Raw genomic sequence first — 19,303 nt, 5'->3', positions numbered from 1 at the left:
AGTCATGGACACCCCTCCGCCGCCCACCGGGCGCACCGAACCGACCGACGCCGACGTCGTGGCCTTCCAGCAGCAGCTCGGCCGTCCGCCCCGGGGCCTCAGGGCGATCGCCCACCGCTGCCCCTGCGGCCACCCGGACGTCGTCGAGACCGCGCCCCGCCTGCCCGACGGCACGCCGTTCCCGACGACGTACTACCTGACGTGCCCGCGCGCCGCCTCGGCCATCGGCACGCTGGAGGCGAACGGGGTCATGAAGGAGATGACGGAACGGCTCCAGAACGACCCGGAGCTGGCCGCCGCCTACCGCGCCGCGCACGAGGACTACATCCGGCGCCGGGACGAGATCGAGGTGCTGGCCGGCTTCCCCAGCGCGGGCGGCATGCCCGACCGGGTGAAGTGCCTGCACGTCCTGGTGGCCCACTCGCTGGCCGCCGGTCCGGGCGTGAACCCGCTCGGCGACGAGGCGATCGCGATGCTGCCCGAGTGGTGGGCCAAGGGCGCCTGCGTGACGCTCCCCGAGGACCCGAAGGAGACCGACCGGTGACCCGGGTCGCCGCCGTCGACTGCGGTACGAACTCCATCCGGCTCCTCGTCGCCGACGCGACTGTGTCCAAAAGCGCCTCCGGCGCGGGCGAGACGGGCGAACTCCTCGACCTGGACCGGCGCATGACGATCGTGCGGCTCGGCCAGGGCGTCGACCGCACCGGGCGGCTCGCCCCCGAGGCCCTGGAGCGGACCTTCGCCGCCTGCCGCGAGTACGCGCGGATCATCAAGGAGCACGGCGCCGAACGCCTCCGTTTCGTCGCCACCTCCGCCTCCCGCGACGCCGAGAACCGGGACGACTTCGTGCGCGGGGTCCTCGACATCCTCGGTGTCGAGCCCGAGGTCATCACCGGCGACCAGGAGGCCGAGTTCTCCTTCACCGGCGCCACCAAGGAACTCACCGGCCGCACCGACCTGGCCACGCCCTTCCTGGTCGTGGACATCGGCGGCGGCTCCACCGAGTTCGTCGTCGGCGAGGAGCAAGTGCGGGCCGCCCGCTCCGTGGACGTCGGCTGCGTCCGCATGACCGAGCGGCACCTCGTGCACGAGGGCGCGGTCACCGACCCGCCCACCGAGGAGCAGATCGCCGCCATGAAGGCGGACATCGAGGCCGCCCTCGACCTCGCCGAGCGGACCGTCCCACTGCGCGAGGCCCGCACCCTGGTCGGTCTGGCCGGCTCGGTGACCACGGTCTCCGCGATCGCCCAGGACCTGCCCGAGTACGACACCGCACGCATCCACCACTCCCGCGTCTCCCGCGAGCGCGTCCGCGAGATCACCGAGTGGCTGCTGCGCTCCACCCACGCCGAGCGGTCCGCCGTACCGTCGATGCACCCGGGCCGGGTCGACGTCATCGGAGCGGGCGCCCTCGTCCTCCTCACCATCATGGAACGCACCGGAGCCGAGGAGGTCGTCGTCAGCGAACACGACATCCTGGACGGCATCGCCTGGTCCTTGGCCTGATCGCCTACAGGCTGCGGTAGACGTCCCGCCGGTCGCCCACCTTGACGACGAGGACGACGAGTTCACCGTCGTCGATCTGGTAGGCGACCCGGTAGCTTCCGACCCGGAGCCGGTAGAGCCCCGACGGGCCGGTGAGCTTCTGGACGTCGGCGTCCTGGCGGTACGGGTCGTCGCCGAGTGCGGTCAGCGCGGTCAGGATGCGCATGGCGTCGGGTCGGCTGATGGCCCGGAGCTGCCGCTGCGCCGCCGTGGTGAACCGGAAGGCGTACTTCACGCCGCCTCGCCGCCCTGCTCGGTGAACAGGTCCGCCAGCAGCTCCGCCATCGTCACCGTGGGGCCGCCCTCGGCCAGGACCGCTTCGGCTTCCCGCGCCAGCATGACGTCGGCCGCTTCCTCCAGCGCCTCGAAGTCCGCGATCGGGACCACGGCCGCCACCGGGGCGCCGTTGCGCGTGATGACGGTCGGGACACCTTCTTCGGCCCGGTTGATGTGATCGGCGAGGTGCGCGCGAGCTTCCCGTACGGTCACGGTGTTCTCAGTCATGCCATCAGCGTACACAGGTCTGTGTACACGCGGCCGTCTCAGGGGTCCGGATCCACCTGAGGTATGACACGGCGGGCTTCTGTCCGACCCGAGTCGGCCCCCGGAACCGGAACTGCGGCTGACTTCACGGGCGGTTGCGGCAGGGACGATGGAACGGTCCCCAGGAACCGCGTCGTCCCGACAGGAGCACCCGCCCGTGACCACCACCCCCACCGCCGGCCGGACCATCACCGTGGCCGCCCGAGCCACGGAGCTGTCGAAGATCTACGGGCAGGGCGAGACCCAGGTCGTCGCCCTGGACCGGGTCTCCGTCGACTTCCGGCAGGCCGAGTTCACCGCGATCATGGGCCCCTCCGGTTCCGGCAAGTCCACGCTGATGCACTGCGTGGCCGGACTGGACAGCTTCTCGTCCGGCTCCGTGCGCATCGGCGAGACCGAACTGGGCTCCCTGAAGGACAAGCAGCTGACCAAGCTGCGCCGGGACAAGATCGGGTTCATCTTCCAGGCGTTCAACCTGCTGCCGACCCTGACAGCCCTGGAGAACATCACCCTCCCCATGGACATCGCGGGCCGCAAGCCCGACAAGGCCTGGCTGGACCAGGTGATCGCCATGATCGGGCTGTCCGACCGGCTCGGCCACCGGCCGTCCCAGCTGTCCGGCGGCCAGCAGCAGCGTGTCGCCGTGGCCCGCGCCCTCGCCTCCCGGCCCGAGATCATCTTCGGTGACGAGCCGACCGGAAACCTCGACTCCCGCTCCGGCGCCGAGGTCCTCGGCTTCCTGCGCAACTCCGTGCGCGAACTGGGCCAGACGGTCGTCATGGTGACCCACGACCCGGTGGCGGCGGCGTACGCCGACCGCGTGGTGTTCCTCGCGGACGGCCGGATCGTCGACGAGGTCTTCGAGCCGACCTCGGAGGCGGTGCTGGACCGCATGAAGCGGTTCGACGCCAAGGGCCGCACCAGCTGACGCCGGCTCGAGCCCTCCCGGTCGCGACCTCCCGAAAGCAGACACCCCATGTTCCGCACAGCCCTGCGCAACGTCCTCGCGCACAAGGCCCGGCTCCTGATGACCGTGCTCGCCGTCATGCTCGGCGTGGCCTTCGTCTCCGGGACGCTCGTCTTCACCAACACCATCTCCGACGCCTACCAGAAAAGCTCCGCCAAGGGCTTCGACCGCGTCGACGTCGCCGTACAGCCCCGGTACCAGGACTCCAAGGGCGACAAGGTCGGCAAGGAGGCCGAGCTGACCCAGGCGCTCCTGAAGAAGAGCGAGCGGGTTCCCGGCGCCGCCTCCGCCACCGGCGTCGTCACCGGCTTCACCGCCATCGCCGACAAGGACGGCAAGCTGATCGGCGGCGGCTGGCAGTCCGAGGGCGGCAACTATTGGGGCACGAACGACCCCCGCTACCCCCTGACCGAGGGCCACGCCCCGCACGGCCGGAACCAGGTCCTGATCGACTCCAGGACCGCCGAGCGGGCCGGGTACAAGGTCGGCGACACCGTGCGCATCTCCGTCGACGGCCCCGTCCTCACGCCGGTCATCAGCGGCATCTTCACCACCGACGACGGCAATGTGGCCGCGGGCGGCAGCCTCGCCCTGTTCGACACGCCGACAGCGCAGTCCCTGTTCGGCAAGAAGGGCACGTACGACGAGATCGACGTGACCGGCAAGCCCGGCACCGGCCAGGCCGCCCTCAAGTCCCAGCTGGACCGGGCGCTGCCGCACCGGCTCGTGGAGACCACCACCGGGCAGAAGCTCGCCGACGACCAGGCAACCACCATCGCCCAGGGGATGAGCAGCATGAAGCAGGGCCTGCTGGTGTTCGCCGGCATCGCCCTGTTCGTCGGCACCTTCATCATCGCCAACACGTTCACCATGCTGGTCGCCCAGCGCACCCGCGAACTGGCCCTGCTGCGGGCCGTCGGCGCCTCCCGCCGGCAGGTCACCCGCTCCGTCCTCGTCGAGGCGTTCGTGGTCGGCGCGGTCGCCGGCGTGGCCGGCCTGGCCGCCGGCATCGGCATCGGCGCGGGCCTGCGGAGCCTGCTGGGCTCCTTCGGCGCGACCGTCCCCGACGGACCCCTGGTGATCACGTCCGGCACGGTGGCCACCGCCCTCGCCGTCGGCATCGTCATCACCGTGCTGGCCGCCTGGCTGCCCGGCCGCCGCGCCGCCAAGATCCCGCCGGTGGCCGCGATGAGCAGCGTGCACGCCAGGGCCACCACCAAGTCCCTGGTGCTGCGCAACACGATCGGCGCCCTGTTCTCGGCGGCCGGCGTCGCCGTCATCCTCGCCGCAACCACGATGAACGGCTCGGACGGGGAGGCCCCCATGGGCCTGGGCGCCGTCCTTCTGATCATCGGCGTGTTCGTCCTGACCCCGCTGCTGTCCCGCCCGCTGATCGCGGCCGCCGCCCCCGTGCTCCGCGTCTTCGGCGTCTCCGGCAAGCTGGCCCGGCAGAACTCGGTCCGCAACCCGCGCCGTACGGCGGCCACCGCGTCGGCGCTTATGATCGGCCTGACCCTGATCACCGGGATGACGGTGATGGCGGGCAGCCTCCAGAAGTCCATCGACAAGATGGCCAGTTCGGCCCTCCGCGCGGACTACGTCGTCTCCATGGCCAACGGCAACCCGCTCTCCCCGGACGTGGCGAGGAAGGTCGCCGCCACCGACGGCGTCACCGCCAGCAGCCCGCTGCGCAACGCGCCCTCCCGCATCGGCGGCGAGACCGAGTACCTGACCGGCGTGACCGGCGCCGCGATCGGCGAGCTCACCGACCTCAAGGTCGACCAGGGCACCTTCGCCGTGTCCGGTACGAACGCCGTCGTCGACGACGACACCGCCAAGTCCCACCACTGGAAGGCCGGCTCGCACTTCACCGCGCACTTCCAGGACGGCGAGAAAGCCACGCTGACCGTCGCCGGGATCTACGAGGGCAACGAACTGATCCGCGGCATCATGCTCGACAACAGGACGCTCTCCCCGCACCTGAGCGACCCGGCCGACATGCAGGTCATGGTCAAGACGGCGGACGGCGCCTCGGCGGCCGCCAAGGACAAGCTGGTCAAGGCCCTCGGCGCCAACCCGGCCATCAAGGTCCAGGACAAGCAGGACCTGTCCGACGACATCGCGAAGATGTTCACCCTGATGCTGAACATGGTCTACGGCCTCCTCGGCATGGCCGTGATCGTCGCGGTCCTCGGCGTCATCAACACCCTGGCCATGTCCGTCTTCGAGCGCTCCCAGGAGATCGGCATGCTCCGCGCGATCGGCCTGGACCGCACGTCCGTCAAGCGGATGGTCCGCCTGGAGTCCCTGGTGATCTCCCTGTTCGGCGGCGTCCTCGGTATCGGTCTCGGCGTGTTCTTCGGCTGGGCGGCCGGCGAACTCCTCGGCACGAAGATGCCCACCTACCAACTCGTCCTCCCCTGGAGCCGCATGGCCCTCTTCCTCCTCCTCGCGGGCCTGGTCGGCATCCTGGCCGCCCTCTGGCCGGCCCGCCGCGCCGCCCGCCTGAACATGCTGACGGCGATCAAGGCCGAGTAACCGCAGGAATGCTTGGGCCCCGCCCGTCGCGGCGGGGCCCTCCCCCTGCGCGGGGCTGCCGCATGGACGGGCACGGCGCCGTTCCGACGGTGTACGAGGGCTGAGGGTTCACAGGACTGCCACTGAACGTCGGCACCCGCTCGCCGGGACGCCCTACACGCGGAGGGGCCTGCTCCGACGAGCGTCGGAGCAGGCCCCTGCCTCTTCACGCGGTGGTGCCGGGTGTTCCCGGCGCGTCGACTCAGCTCATTCGGACCGCCTGCGGGAGGTCGTTGGTGGCTGCGGCGTCCGCGGCGGGCAGGGCGGTGTCGTAGAGGCGGATGTCGGAGAGCTCGCCGTCGGTGTATTCGCCGTAGGAGCTCTGGTACAGACGGCGGCCGATCTGGACGTTGCCGGCCGCGTTCCATGTGGTGCCGGTGTAGTCCTGGGTCGCTGCCAGGTGTCCGTCGACGTAGAGGCTGAGTTTCGTCGTGGTGGCGTCGTACACGCCGACGAGGTGGGTCCACGTGCCGGTGGTCGGGGTGCCTCCGTAGGCGGCGGAGAAGTTGTCGCCGGTGGTGTCGTCGTTGTGCCGGTTGAAGGCGAAGGCGTGTGCGTACGAGGAGTAGTACAGCTGGAAGCCGTTGGCGTTGCCCGCCGTGTCGGACTGTGAGACGAAGGTGGAGTTCGCCGTGAGGGAGTTCAGCTTGACCCAGGCGGAGACGGAGAAGCTCTTGGAGCTGTCGACGGCCGGGCCGCTGGTGGCGGCGTAGCCGGTGGTGCCGTCGAGGTTCAGGACCGTGCCGTGGGTGGTGTCGGTGGTCCAGGTGTGGTCGCCGGTGAGGGTGGCGTCCAGGCTGCCTCTCGTGTCGGTGAGGGTGGTGCCGGTGCCTTCGTCGAGGTTCCACCAGTTCTGGGCGGCGTCGGTGACGCTGCCCAGGGAGACCGGGGTGGTGAGGGTGGGCAGGCCGTTGCTGAGGACGCCGCCGGGGTGGAGCAGGAGCTGACCCGAGGTGTCGGTGGTGTACAGGTCCGGGTGGCCGTCGGGGCCGCCCGCGGGGCTGCTCGTGTCGCCGTCGGTGGCGATCAGCGGGTAGTCGAGGGTGGGGACGCCGGTGGTCAGCGCGGAAGCGGAGTTGGTGTCCCAGCCGGTGTTCGCGCTGGAGGTCCAGTTCTGGGCGGCGGTGCCGTTGCAGGTGTAGATCTGCACCTGGGTGCTCGTGGCCGTGGAAGCGGACGGGTCGTCCAGGCAGCGCCCGGACTGCGGGTTGGTCAGGCTACCGGTGCCCGAGGGCGTCCACTGCTGGGCGGCCGAGCCGGTGCAGTGGTCCAGCTCCACCGGTGTGTGGTCGGCGGTGCCGCCCTGGGCGACGGTCACGCACTTGCCGTACACGCGCAGGGTGTTGTCGGTCAGCAGGGAGAAACGCTGGGCGTGGGTGCCGTTGCAGGTGTAGATCTCCATCGGGGTTCCGTCGTCGGTGTTGTAGCCGCGTACGTCCAGGCACAGGTGGTCGGTGGAGGGGACCACGGCGGACTGCAGCGGGGTGCTGACCGGCGCGTGCAGCAGCGGCGGCAGGGTGGTGGTGGTGTCGATGGTGAGGGGGAAGGTGTACAACACGCCGGTCCAGCGGTTGCGTGCCCACAGGGTGGGGGTGTTGTTGACGGTGCCGGGGCTGAGCAGGTCGAAGTCGGACCAGTCGCCGTCGCCGAGCAGGACCGGGTTGACGAGGGTGCCGCCGCTGCGGCCCTGGTACAGCCAGAGATGGCCGTTCTCGATGGTGATCAGGTCGGCGAGGCCGGTGCCGTACACGTCGCCGGGGGCGGCGATTTTGGTCGTGGCGTTCCAGTCGGTGGTGTAGTCGGCGGCGGTGCAGCGGTCGGCGGGGGTGGAGGACTGGCAGGACGGCTTGGCGATGGTGTGGGACTTGTTGTTCGCGTAGTTGCTGTAGCCGTAGGTGGTGGTGTCGTAGTTGACGTCGTTGGGGACGAGGTAGAGCTGTTTGGGGCTGGAGGTGGTGTGCAGGGCGAACAGGTCGTCCACGTCGTGGCCGGTGAGGCTGCCGTGGTGGGCGATGAGGTAGTTGGCCCAGCTGTCGCCGCTGGTGGCGGCCGGGGTGTGGTCGGAGTCGGCGGCGGTCAGTGGTCCGGTGTAGCTGCTGGTGGTGGGTGAGGTGGGCTGGGTGGCCGGCTGGGCGGGGTCGGTGTCGCCGGGTACCACGAGCAGGCTGCCGCCCTTGGTGGTGGTCAGCAGGTCGGGTACGCCGTCGCCGGTGACGTCGCCCGATGTGGCCTTGGTGGCCGGGTTCCAGGGGACGGTGTAGGTGTAGCTGGTGGGGGCGGTGGAGATGTTGCCGGCCTTGTCGACTCCGGCGACGTAGAGGGTGTGTACGCCCCACGTGTTGATCGGCACAGTGATGGTGGCGGTGCCGACGCCGTTGCTCGTGCCGCTCACCGCCGCGGTGGTGCTGTCGGCTGCGGTCGGCGGCGTGTCCAGCTTCCACAGGAAGTGGTCGATGCCGGAGGTCAGGCACGCGTTGGGGGTGCAGCTGCTGTCGGCGGCCGGGTTGTCGCTGTCGTGGACGGTGAAGCTGGTGGTCTTGCCGCTGCCGGCGTAGACGATCGGGTTCGCCGAGCCGCTGCCGACGGGTGGGAAGGACGGGTTGGCGTCCACGGCCGGGGTGGCCGGCGCGGTCAGGTCGGTCTTGAACCAGCAGTGGTCGCTGGTCGACGACTTGAGATGGAGCGTCGAGTTGGTCTCGGAGTACACGTCCCAGCCGTACTCGTGGCCGTCGAGGAGGGTGAAGCCGACCGATGCCGAGGCGTCGGAGCCGGAGGCCAGGTAGGAGGTGGCCGGTGAGGTCTTGTCGGCGGCGTTGCCGCCGGAGTCGAGGACGCTTCGGTCCCAGACGTGGAAGTGCGCGGCGACGAGTTCGCCGGAGACGTTGCTGGTGACGGTGGCGTGCAGCTTGACGTTGCTGCCGGCGTCGGAGTAGGTCGTGGCGCCGATCCAGCCGTCGCCGCTCGTGGTGCAGGCGGAGCTTGCGCCGGTGGCGGCGGGCACCGTGCGGAGGCTGGTGGGCGTGTTGGGCGCGATGTCGAACTTGGTGGTCAGCGTCAGCGTCTGGGACGTGCGCAGGTAGTCGGTGTTGCTGGAGGAAATGTCCTCGTCGCCGTACAGGCCGATGGTCCAGGCGTTGGTCTGGGCGCCGAAGGTGCCGGAAGCGTTGTAGCCGTCACCGTCCTGGTCGGCGATCTTCTGGGCTTCGTCGGTGACGGTGAAGGTGGCGGTGCTGTTGCTGCAGGAGCTGCTGGGGTTCGCGCCGGACGGCACGTGGGTGGTCACCGTCGGGAAGGCGACATCGTGGGTGCCGGGCCTGCTGTCCCAGTCGGTGGACGAGCTGATGGCGTCGGTGGTGTGCAGAGTGATCGGCTGGTCCTGGGAGCAGGAGAAGCTGGCCGCGTAGGTCGTCGAGATGGCGACCTTGGCGTCGTAGATCACGAAGGAGGAGTGCAGGCCCGAGGTGTCGATGGCGTAGTAGGTGCGCTCCAGACCGGTGCCGCACGAGCCGCCCCAGCGCTGGTAGCCCACCCCTTCGCCGCCGGTCTGCGGCTTGTCGTACTGCGGTGCGTCGTGGCAGGTGGAGCTGGAGTAGACCTCGTCGTAGTGGCCGGCGGTGGAGGAGACCGGGTTGGTGTAGGGGTCGATGTACACCGGGTAGGTGGTGCCCGGGTCGGTGAGCACCGATTGGTCCGGGGTGAGGGTCAGCCCGCCGGAGCCGGTCTTCATGGCGATCGGGGCGACATGGGCGCCGGTGCCGGGGGAGTGCGCCGAGGACGGGGCGGTCCGGCCGCTGTTGCCGTGGGTTTCGGTGGTGCCGCCGGCGGGCGTGGCGAGCGCGGCCTTGGGAGCCGCCTTGGCGCTGGAGTCCCACATCAGCGGGCGGGGGCTGGTGTAGGCCAGGGTGCCGTCCACCTTGGTCGCCTGCATGCCGCCCGAGGGGGTGGGCTTGAGGGAGAGGCCGTGCGTGGTGGCGGCCAGGGTGAGGGTCTTGAGCCGCGGGTCGGCGGCCGCCGTGGCGTTGTGGACGATCAGGACGTCGCTGAAGCCACCCTGGTCGGTGACGGACACGGACAGGTCCACGCCGGGCAGTACGGCCTTGTACAGCGCCGTGTCACCGCTCACCTGCGGGGTGGGGAGGGCGAACGGCAGGGTGAGCCGCATGCTGGGGCCGTCGGCATGAGTGAGGGTGACCAGCGGGCCCGTGCCGCCGCCGGAGAGCTTGACGGCGTTGGGGGTGGCGGCGGGGGAGTACGTGCCGTCGCCGTTGAGGGCGAGGGTGGCGTCCACCTTCGTCCAGGCGCCGTTCTTCTTCACCCGGACCGGCAGCAGGTGGGTGGTCTCGGTGAAGGTGCCGTCGGGGTTGGCGTCGATCGTGGTGGTCTGGGTGGTCTTCGCGGCCACCCGCACGCGGTGGCCGCCGTCCTTGGCCTGCTGCCGCGCGGCCGACATCGGGTCCGTCGGACGCGTGGCGGAGGCCGCGGCCGCGGCGGGCAGTACCGGCAGGCCGAGTACGAGCCCGGCGAGAACGGCCACCAGCGCCGTGCGACGACGTCTCAACTTCCGGCGTGGGGTGGGTATCTCAAAAGGTGAGTTAAGCACTGAGTAAAATTTCCTTCTTTTGGCGGGCGCTCAATGGATGTGATGTCCGTCATAACCGGGGTGGGGGACGTTGTGGCGGGTGTTGCACGCAGTGCGGGAATGTCAAGCAGTGTCATGATTCGACCCCGCTTCAATGCGGGAAATCATGACACCTGGTGGGGGAACACCCTGGCCACAGCGCCGGCGCAGACTATTGAGCCAAACGTGGCTGATCAATAGCCTCCCGTCGATCGCGTATTCGTGCGGTCATTGGCTTCACAGCGGCCCTGTTCAGGGCCGCTGTTGTGCGTGGGGGGCCCAGGTGGCGAGGAATCGGCGTGCGTTGGCGCGCTTGTGGCGGGGCATGTGGGGCTCGGCGGCCGGCCGTTGGATGGTCGCAGGCCTCGTGCTGGCCTTGTTGGTGCCGCTGGGGGTATCCCAGGGTCTGGGCACGGCGTTGTTCGGCCGGCACGCGGATCCGTTCGCGAGCGGCTATCACTTCGACGGGAAGGTGTGGCGGCCGAACAAGCCGCAGACCGCCCCGGCGGTGGGCGGCCACCCCCTGGCTGCCCGTCGAGTCACGGCGCACGGCAAGGGTTTCAAGGCGCTGGGCACGTACCGCGGGAAGGCGCCGGTGTGGCCCAAGACCGGCACCGCGACGGTGCGCCTGACGCACGCGGCCAAGACGTCGGCCGCGAAGTCGACGTCGTCCGTGAAGGCACCCGTCGAGGCACCGGTACGGACCCCCGCCGCGAAGCCCTCAGCCTCGCCGACCCCTTCGGCCACGTCTTCGGTCACGCCTTCGGTCGCGCCTTCCGGTGCGGCGAGTGCGCCCCCGAACACCACCCCGAACTCGGCCGCGAGCACATCCGCGAGTGGCCCCGCCGCGAGCACCCCGGCTCCGTCGGACGACCCCGAGGCCAACGCCTCGCCCCAGAGCTCCGCGCCGCCCACGACCGCCCAGGAGCCGGTGGACGGCCCGGTGAAGGCGGCCGGACTGCCGGTGTGGCTGGCCCCGGCCACGACGGGCAAGCACGCCAAGACGGCCAAGACGGCAGCGGCCGCCAAGGTTCCGCAGGCGGTCGACGTGAGCGTCGCCTCGCACAAGGCGGCGCTGCGGGCGGGCGCGAACGGCATGCTGCTCACCCTGACCCCCACCAGCGGCAGTACAGGCGGCAAGGTCGAGGTCGTCGTCGACTACGCCCAGCTGGCCAAGGCCTACGGCGGCGGATACGGCTCGCGCCTCGAACTGGTCCAGCTGCCCAGCTGTGTGCTGACCACCCCGCAGGACGCGGCCTGCCAGAAACGCACCCCGGTCCACTTCACCAACCGGGTGGGGGCGAACGAGCTGACCGCCACCATCACCCTGCCCGGCACCCCCTCCACCATGCCCGCTCCGCACCCCACCGGCAGCGGCCTCGGCTCGCAACTGGCCTACATCGCACCGATGTCGACCACGACCACGGACTCGTCGACGACGCTGGCGGTGACCTCCTCCGCCTCCGGTTCGCAGGGTGACTACTCGGCGACCTCGCTGAACCCGGCCGGGGCGTGGAAGACCTCGCCCACGGGCGCGTTCACGTACTCGTACCCCATCGACGTGCCCAGCGGGGCCGACGGCAGCGCGCCGTCGGTGTCGCTGGACTACAACTCGCAGTCGCAGGACGGGGAGACGTCGGCCCGCAACTCCCAGGCGTCCTGGGCCGGAGACGGCTGGGACTACGAGCCCGGCTTCGTCGAACGCTCCTACCGGCCGTGCAGCAGCCTGGTCGACTCCGACGACAAGCCGATCCTCAAGGGTTCGGGTGACGAGTGCTGGGGCGGCGACAACGCGACGCTGTCGTTCGGTTCGCACTCCGGGCGGCTGGTCCCGGACGGGGTGGACTCCTCGGTGACGGGGGAGATCAAGCAGTGGCGGCTTCAGGGTGACGACGGCACGCTGGTGCAGGAGTTGTCCGGCGCCCCCAACGGTCTCCAGGACGGCATCTACTTCCGCGTCCTGACGACCGACGGCACGGCCGCCTACTTCGGCGCGGAGCACGCGCCGAGCGGCACGGGCGGTTCGGCGACCATCCCGTCCAGCCCCACCGACGACTCCACCGGTTCCGCGTGGGGTGTGCCGGTGCTGCACCCGGTGTCCTCCGACCCCTGCTACAACTCCACCGACGGCAAGAAGTCCAAGTGCGCCAAGCAGGAAGGCTGGCGCTGGAACCTGGACTTCGTGGTGGCGCCGTCGGGCTCCGTGCAGCGCTACGGCTACACGGGGCAGACCAACTACTACGACCTCGGCGGCGGCCAGGCGGCAAGCGGCTCGCACGGCACGCTGACCTCCTACACGCGCGGCGGGGCACTGACCTCCATCCGCTACGGCTACACGCTCGCGGACGAGAAGGCGAACCGCACGCCGTCCGCCGAGGTGGACTTCACCCTGGCCCAGCGGTGCCAGACCACGGACACCTTCACCGACTGCTCGGCGGGCAACCTCAAGGACAGCACCGCCACGCACTGGCCGGACGTCCCCTGGGACCTGCACTGCGACTCGACCGACACGACCACGCTGGCGGCCGACGCCACGAGCGTGCCGTCGAACGTGTGCATAGTGCCGTCCCCGACGTTCTGGACGACGACGCGGCTGCAGGACATCACCACCGACGTGCACGTGAAGGACTCCTCCACGGACGCCTTGAAGCCTGTGGACTCCTACCACCTGCACCAGGTGTACTCGGACGCCGGTGGCACTGTCGACCCGGTCACGGGGACGTCGGTGGACCCGAAGGACGCGGGGCAGCTGCAAGCGGTGATGTGGCTGCAGACCATCCAGCACACCGGTGAGGACACGTACGACAACGGCAACAGCGACATCGCGCTGAACAAGGTCGCCTTCACCGGCACGGAGATCGACAACCGGGTCAACGATGCCTCACCCTCCGCGCCGCCGTTGTACCGGCCGCGCATCGCGAGTGTGCAGACCGAGACCGGTGAGTCCATCGCGGTCGACTACAACCTGGACCCCTGCGCCGGTCTGACGCTGACGATGGCCGACGCCGACACCAACACCCACTCCTGCTTCCCCGTGTACTGGACCGTGGCCGGGGCGTCGAAGCCGACCGCGGACTGGTTCAACCTGACCACCGTGCACGCGGTGACGGTCTCGGACCTGACAGTCGCCGCCCAGTACAAGCCGGACTCACAGAACATTCCGGACGGTTCCGAGCCGCAGACCACCCGTTACACGTACAGCGGCCCGGCCTGGCACCGGGACGACTCGTCGCTGACGGACGATCACTACCGCACCTGGGGCCAGTTCCGCGGGTTCAAGACGGTGACGGTCGAGACCGGGACCGCGCCCGAACCTGTCACCCAGACCACCACGCACTACCTGCAGGGCATGGACGGCGACTACCTGGCCGACGGCACCCGCCGCTCGGTCAGCCGCACCGCCACCGTCGGCGGCTCCACGGTGGAGACGGTCACCGACTCCGACCAACTGGCGGGCGCGGTCCTTCAGACCGACACGTACACCAAGGCCGGCGGCACCATCAACGCCGTGAGCGTCAACGGCCCGTTCACGTACACGACGACCGCGCACGAGGCGCAGACGGCGTGGTCGAGCTGGAACACCGACAGCGACACCGGCACCAAGCCCGTCCTGTCCACCCTGCCCGACCAGACGGCACACCGGATCAAGACCACCCAGGCCCACGGCTACGCGCTGCTCGCCGACGGCACCTGGCGCCACACCCGCTCCGACAGCACCTACGACAGCCAGGGCCGCATCTCGACCGAGGACGACCACGGCGACGTCGGTGACACGTCGCAGGAGAAGTGCACCACCTTCACCTACGCGAGCCCGCCCACGTCCAACCCGATGATGCTGGACTACCCGGACCGCACCACCGCGGTGGCCGGGGCGTGCGGCACCGCCGTATCCGCCACCAGCCTGATCTCGGACGAGGAGGTCTACTACACCGGTGACGGCACCCTGTCGTCCCTCGGGACGTTCGGCGACCTGTCGTCGACAGGACGGCCGACCGCCACACGGGTCGCCGACGGCTTCTCCAACGGCACCGAGACCTGGCGTACGACGCAGGCGGTGACGTACGACGGCGCCGGCCGGGTCAGCGCCACCACGGACGCCACCGGCCAGACCACCACCACCGCCTACAGCCCGGCCTGGTCCTCCTCGGGCAACAACACCAACCCGGCCTCGTACACCACCACCAACAGCCAGGGCTGGCAGGTATCCACCACGCTCAGCCCGCTGCGCGGCCTGCCCACCGAGAACGTCGACGCCAACGGCCGCAAGACGGACATGACCTACGACGCGCTCGGGCGCCGCACCGAGGTGTGGCTGCCGGGCCGGGACAAGTCCGGCGGCCAGAGCGCGGACAGGACGTTCACCTACTCGATCAACCCGGGCGCGGTCGCCGCGCCGGGCGGCACCATCACCCAGCCGGGCGACCCGTCGTCGGTGACCACGCACACGCTGCGCGACGACGGCACGTACAGCACGGCGGTGACGATCTACGACGGGATGCTGCAGCCGCGGCAGACCCAGTCGACGGCGCTGGGCGATTCCAGCACCGGCCGGATCATCTCCGACACGTTCTACGACTCCCACGGCTGGCTGACGGCGAAGTACGCGCCGTACTCGGAGCCGACCACGAATCCGTCGACGACGCTGTACGCGGCCAACGAGAACCAGGTCCCCGCAGAGACCACCACCACGTACGACGGCGAAGGCCGCCCCACGGCCTCCACGCTGTGGCACCAGGCAGTCAAGCAGTGGTCCTCGACCGCCAGTTACCCCGGCGCCGACGAGGCAACCTCCACCGGCCCGGCCGGCGGCCGCACCACCGCCACCTACCAGAATGCGCTGGGGCAGACCACCGAGGCGGTGGTACGCAACACCGGCACCACCGTCACCCTTGCCGGCGGGCAGATCATTCCCTCCGGCACCTCGCTGACCTCGAACAGCGTGCGGCTTGCGATGCGGGCGGACGGCAGCCTCGTGCTGTCGTCGCTGGCCACCGGCAAGACCGTCAAGACGCTGTTCGCGGCGACTTCCCAGAGCGCGGGCGCGTACGCGAAGTTCACCACCGACGGCAACCTGGCCGTCTACACCCCGTCCGGCACCCAGCTGTGGTCCACCGGGCTCGCCGCCACCAGCGACTCTGTCCTCAAGCTCCAGAACGACGCCGACCTGGCCGTCTACGACAGCGCCGGTACCTCGATCTGGTCCTCCGGCACGGCCGGCCAGGCCGCCGCCGCGGACGCCACCACCCGCTACACCTACACCCCGGCCGGCCAGATCGAGAGTGTCAAGGACACCGCCGGCAACACCTGGTCGTACACCTACGACCTGTTGGGCCAGAAGACCTCGCAGACCGACCCGAACACCGGCACCAGCACCTACGACAAGTACGACACCGCCGGCAACCTGCTGCAGACCACCGACCCCCGCGGCCAGGTGCTCTCCTACCACTACGACTGGGACAACCGGCCAACCGGCGAGTACGCCGCCGCCTACGCGACGAGCCCGGACACGACCAAGCAACTGGCCGCCTGGACGTACGACACCCTGACCAAGGGCCACCCGACCTCGGCGACCCGCTATGTCGGCGGCGCCTCCGGCGACGCGTACACCCAGAAGGTCACCGGCTACACCACCTCCTACCAGCCCACCGGCACCACCCTGACGATCCCCGCGAGCGACGGCTTCGCCGCCGCCGGGCAGTCCGCCCCGCCGTCCTCCGGCACCGTCACCTACACCCTGTCGTCCACCTACACCGACACCATCGGGCTGCTGAACACCACCACCTACCAGGCCGACGGCAACCTCCCGGCCGAGGAGATCGGATACGGCTACAACCAGGACGGCACGCTGACGGGCTTCGGCGGCTTCATCAGCCCCGTCAACACCCCGTCGTACCTGGACGACACCCGCCACGACGCGTTCGGCCGCACCATCCAGGCCAACTACGGATCCGATGGCCAGGAGTTGGCCACCTACGCCCAGTACGACTCCACCACCGGGCGGCTCACGCAGACCTCCAGCATGCTGCAGACGCAGACCGCCGCGCTGGATGTCGTCGACTACCGCTACAACCAGGCCGGAGCGATCACCGCGATCGACGACCTGCGCGACAACACCACGCACGACACCCAGTGCTTCGCCTACGACTCCTTCCAGCGCCTGACCGCGGCCTGGACGGACACCAAGGGCATCACCAGCCCGGGCACGGCCACCCCGGGCCAGGTCGGCGGCTGCGCCACCAGCCGCGTCCAGGACGCCTCCACTGTGGGCGGCCCGGACCCGTACTGGCAGACCTACGACTACGACCTGCTGGGAGATCGCACCGGCAAGGTCGACCACGACACCACCGGCAACGCCCTCGACGACACCACCCAGACCATCAGCTACCCGGGCGTGGACGGCACCACCGCGGCCACCCACCCCGACCAGACCGGCACGGAGACGGTCTCCAACCCCACCCTCGGCACCGCCACCCAGACCGAGACCCACACCGACACCGGCTACACCCCGAACGTCAACGCCGGCAACGCGATGGACCGCAAGGTCAGCACGGTCGGCCCGATCGTCACCGGGTTCACCCTGTCCGGCGGCGGCAAGCTGTGCGTCGACGACGCCACATCCTCGACCACGCCCGGCAACAAGGTGCAGGTCTACACCTGCAACGGCACCAACGCGCAGAAGTGGTCGATCGGCACGGACCACACCGTACGAGTCCTCGGCATGTGCCTCGACACCACGGGCAACGCCACCACCTCCGGCACCAAGGTCGTCATCGACACCTGCAACGGTGACGCGACGCAGCAATGGCGCATGACCACCAGCGGCAAACTGGCCCTGGTCGCCAACAACAACCTGTGCCTGACCGACCCGTCCGCCTCTGCCACCAAGGGCACCCAGCTGACCGTCTCGGGCTGCTCCTCCAGCGGTGACGTGTGGACGACCATCAAGGCGGGCCCGGTACTGCCCGGCCAGCAGCAGGACTTCACCTACGACGCCGAGGGCCGCACCCACACGGTCGCCACCACCACCGGCACCCACACCGACACCAGCACCTACCTCTACGACGCGGATGGCGGACTGCTGGAGCAGACCGCTTCCGTCGACGGCACGGCCAAGACCCGCATCCTGTACCTCTTCGGCGGCACCGAGCAGATCACCCTCAACGTCCCGGCGAAGACGTTCACCGGTCTGCGGCACTACGACGGCCCCGACGGCACTCTCATCACCCGCTCGTCCTCCGGTTCGGTCAGCTACCAGATGGCCAACACGCAGGGCACCGCCACCACCTCCGTCGACGCCGGCAGCCTGGCGGTGACCCGGCGCGCCTTCGACCCGTGGGGCAATCCGCGCGGCATCCAGCCGTCCAGCTGGGTCGCCCCGGACGAGAACCACGGCTTCCTGGGCAAGCCCACCGACCCGTCATCCGGCCTCGACCTCCTCGGAGCCCGCAACTACGACCCGACGACCGGCCGCTTCCTCACCCCCGACCCGCTCTTCGAGGCGGGCGACCCCAACCAGATGGGCGGGTACGCCTACGCCGGTGACAACCCCGCCAGCATGAGCGACCCGACGGGTCTGTTCGGCTGGGGCAGCATCGGCAACTTCGTCACCGGGGTCCTGGACGGGTTCATCGGTGACGGCCTGGCCGGCATCTGGAACATGGCCAGCAGCTTCGGCAACCATGCCGCACAGGGCCTCGCCACGGGATGGAACTGGGCAGCGAACCGTTCGGGTGCCTCCTGGTACGCCCCGCACCTGAACACGCACGCCCACCCGTTCAGCACGAACCACAACCATCCGTTCGCCCACCTGTTCGGCGCCAAGACCGGCGCCACCTCCTACAAGGCTGGAAACTGGACCGGCTTCATCGGCGGAGTCGCCGTCGACGGCGTCGGACTCGCGTCGAAGGGCGTCAAGGCCTTCAGGGCCCTGAAGGCCCTGCGGGCGGCCCACGATGTCGAAGAGGGAGCCTCCGGCGGCAACGCGGCGGCCAAGGGCCTGGGCGACGACGGCGGAGGGTCCCCGAAGGGCGACGCCGACGGCGGAGGGTCCCCGAAGGACGGCACCGGGGGCGGGAAGTCGAGCAAGCCCCACGACCTGCAAGACGGCTCCGACGCCGCGAACCAGCGTGCCGCCGAGCCGGACAGCCCGCACGTCGGCAGCGAGGGGACCAAGCCGAGGCCGAAGGGCTGCAGTTTCTCGCCGGACACCCCGGTCCTCATGGCCCACGGCAAGACCAAGCCGATCGGTGAGATCAGGACCGGGGACAAGGTCGAGTCCGCCAGCCCCAAGACGGGCAAGCACCAGGGCGCCCGCACCGTCCAGCACGTCTGGATCAACCACGACCACGACCTGCTCGACGTCACGATCCGCACCGAGGGCGGCGACACCGCCACCCTCCACACCACCTCCAACCACCCCTTCTGGGACGACACCACCCACACGTGGGTACCCGCGGGCAAGCTGAGGCCTGGCCACGCGCTGAACACCGCGCACAACCGCCACGCGCATGTGGTGGCACTCCGTGTGACGCGGGGATCCGCAGACCGGTGGAACCTGACTGTCCGCCAGCTGCACACGTTCTATGTGCTGGCGGGCGCCACGCCGGTCCTGGTCCACAACACCTGCGGGGAAGGTGAGATCGACTACGGAACCGTCGACGCGGCCCAACGCCGCTCCGGAGTGGTCGCGATAGTCACCAAGGAAATGCTCGGTACTGGAACGAAGGCGGTGCGGAGGATCAAGCCGCCGGGCTTCGTGAGCGGGGCGAATGGAGACGCGCGTGGGCACCTCCTGCCGCAGGCGCTGGGTGGGCTGGGGACCGTCGAGGCGAACTTCGTCCGGACGACGGCAGCCATTGACAACGGCCCCATGAGGACATTCGAGGAGTCAATTGCCAAGTATCTCAATGACGCGGATGACGGTCATGTCATCATGTACTCGGGGACACCGCACTATAATCCGGGCGATAACGTTCCATTTGCCGTGACGATTGAAGCGTTTGACGATACCGGCTGGTCCGTGCGTCAGACATTCCATCAGTAGCGGCAGCCGG

8 protein-coding genes are annotated in these 19,303 nt (G+C 69.9%); 5 read left to right on the top strand and 3 right to left on the bottom strand.

The window, feature by feature from the left end:
* Positions 1–4 precede the first annotated feature (4 nt).
* Positions 5–544: a DUF501 domain-containing protein gene (locus tag ABZ854_RS11085; protein WP_361207643.1), complete on the top strand. Its 540-nt coding sequence runs from the start codon at positions 5–7 to the stop codon at positions 542–544.
* On the top strand, positions 541–1,506 hold the full coding sequence (locus ABZ854_RS11080; RefSeq protein ID WP_361207640.1) for a Ppx/GppA phosphatase family protein: 966 nt from the start codon (positions 541–543) through the stop codon (positions 1,504–1,506). The genes ABZ854_RS11085 and ABZ854_RS11080 overlap by 4 nt, the downstream gene beginning before the upstream one ends.
* A gap of 4 nt (positions 1,507–1,510) precedes the next feature.
* On the opposite strand, the gene ABZ854_RS11075 is transcribed toward ABZ854_RS11080, so the two are convergent.
* Both ABZ854_RS11075 and ABZ854_RS11070 read right to left on the bottom strand, forming a co-directional pair.
* On the bottom strand, positions 1,511–1,780 hold the full coding sequence (locus ABZ854_RS11075) for a type II toxin-antitoxin system RelE/ParE family toxin (RefSeq protein WP_361207637.1): 270 nt from the start codon (positions 1,778–1,780) through the stop codon (positions 1,511–1,513).
* Positions 1,777–2,049, bottom strand: coding sequence for a type II toxin-antitoxin system Phd/YefM family antitoxin (locus ABZ854_RS11070; RefSeq protein ID WP_361207634.1), 273 nt, complete (start codon positions 2,047–2,049; stop codon positions 1,777–1,779). Before ABZ854_RS11070 ends, ABZ854_RS11075 begins: the two co-directional genes overlap by 4 nt.
* Before the next feature lie 196 nt (positions 2,050–2,245).
* Here ABZ854_RS11070 and ABZ854_RS11065 point away from each other — a divergent pair, with 196 nt between their 5' ends.
* Together ABZ854_RS11065 and ABZ854_RS11060 are read left to right on the top strand one after the other, a co-directional pair.
* Complete coding sequence (locus ABZ854_RS11065) at positions 2,246–3,016, top strand: ABC transporter ATP-binding protein (protein WP_129308746.1); 771 nt, start codon at positions 2,246–2,248, stop codon at positions 3,014–3,016.
* Positions 3,017–3,064: 48 nt separating this feature from the next.
* Positions 3,065–5,593, top strand: a complete 2,529-nt coding sequence (locus ABZ854_RS11060) for an ABC transporter permease (protein WP_361207630.1) — start codon at positions 3,065–3,067, stop codon at positions 5,591–5,593.
* A gap of 241 nt (positions 5,594–5,834) precedes the next feature.
* Here ABZ854_RS11060 and ABZ854_RS11055 read toward each other — a convergent pair whose 3' ends face one another.
* Positions 5,835–10,190 (bottom strand): LamG-like jellyroll fold domain-containing protein, encoded by a 4,356-nt coding sequence (locus ABZ854_RS11055; RefSeq protein WP_361207628.1) that lies wholly within the window; start codon positions 10,188–10,190, stop codon positions 5,835–5,837.
* Positions 10,191–10,554: 364 nt separating this feature from the next.
* On the opposite strand from ABZ854_RS11055, the gene ABZ854_RS11050 reads away from it, so the two are divergent.
* A complete protein-coding gene (locus tag ABZ854_RS11050; RefSeq protein WP_361207625.1) occupies positions 10,555–19,293 on the top strand; it encodes a ricin-type beta-trefoil lectin domain protein in 8,739 nt (2,912 codons plus the stop codon).
* Positions 19,294–19,303: the final 10 nt, after the last annotated feature.

The organism is Streptomyces sp. NPDC047028, from assembly GCF_040644095.1.
GTDB lineage: Bacteria > Actinomycetota > Actinomycetes > Streptomycetales > Streptomycetaceae > Streptomyces.
This window is presented reverse-complemented; position numbering and strand designations above follow the sequence as displayed.

Bases quoted from the DNA above. Each gene is read 5' to 3' on its own strand.
- ABZ854_RS11070 (WP_361207634.1), bottom strand. From the start codon at position 2,049: ATGACTGAGAACACCGTGACCGTACGGGAAGCTCGCGCGCACCTCGCC.
- ABZ854_RS11085 (WP_361207643.1), top strand. From the start codon at position 5: ATGGACACCCCTCCGCCGCCCACCGGGCGCACCGAACCGACCGACGCC.
- ABZ854_RS11060 (WP_361207630.1), top strand. From the start codon at position 3,065: ATGTTCCGCACAGCCCTGCGCAACGTCCTCGCGCACAAGGCCCGGCTC.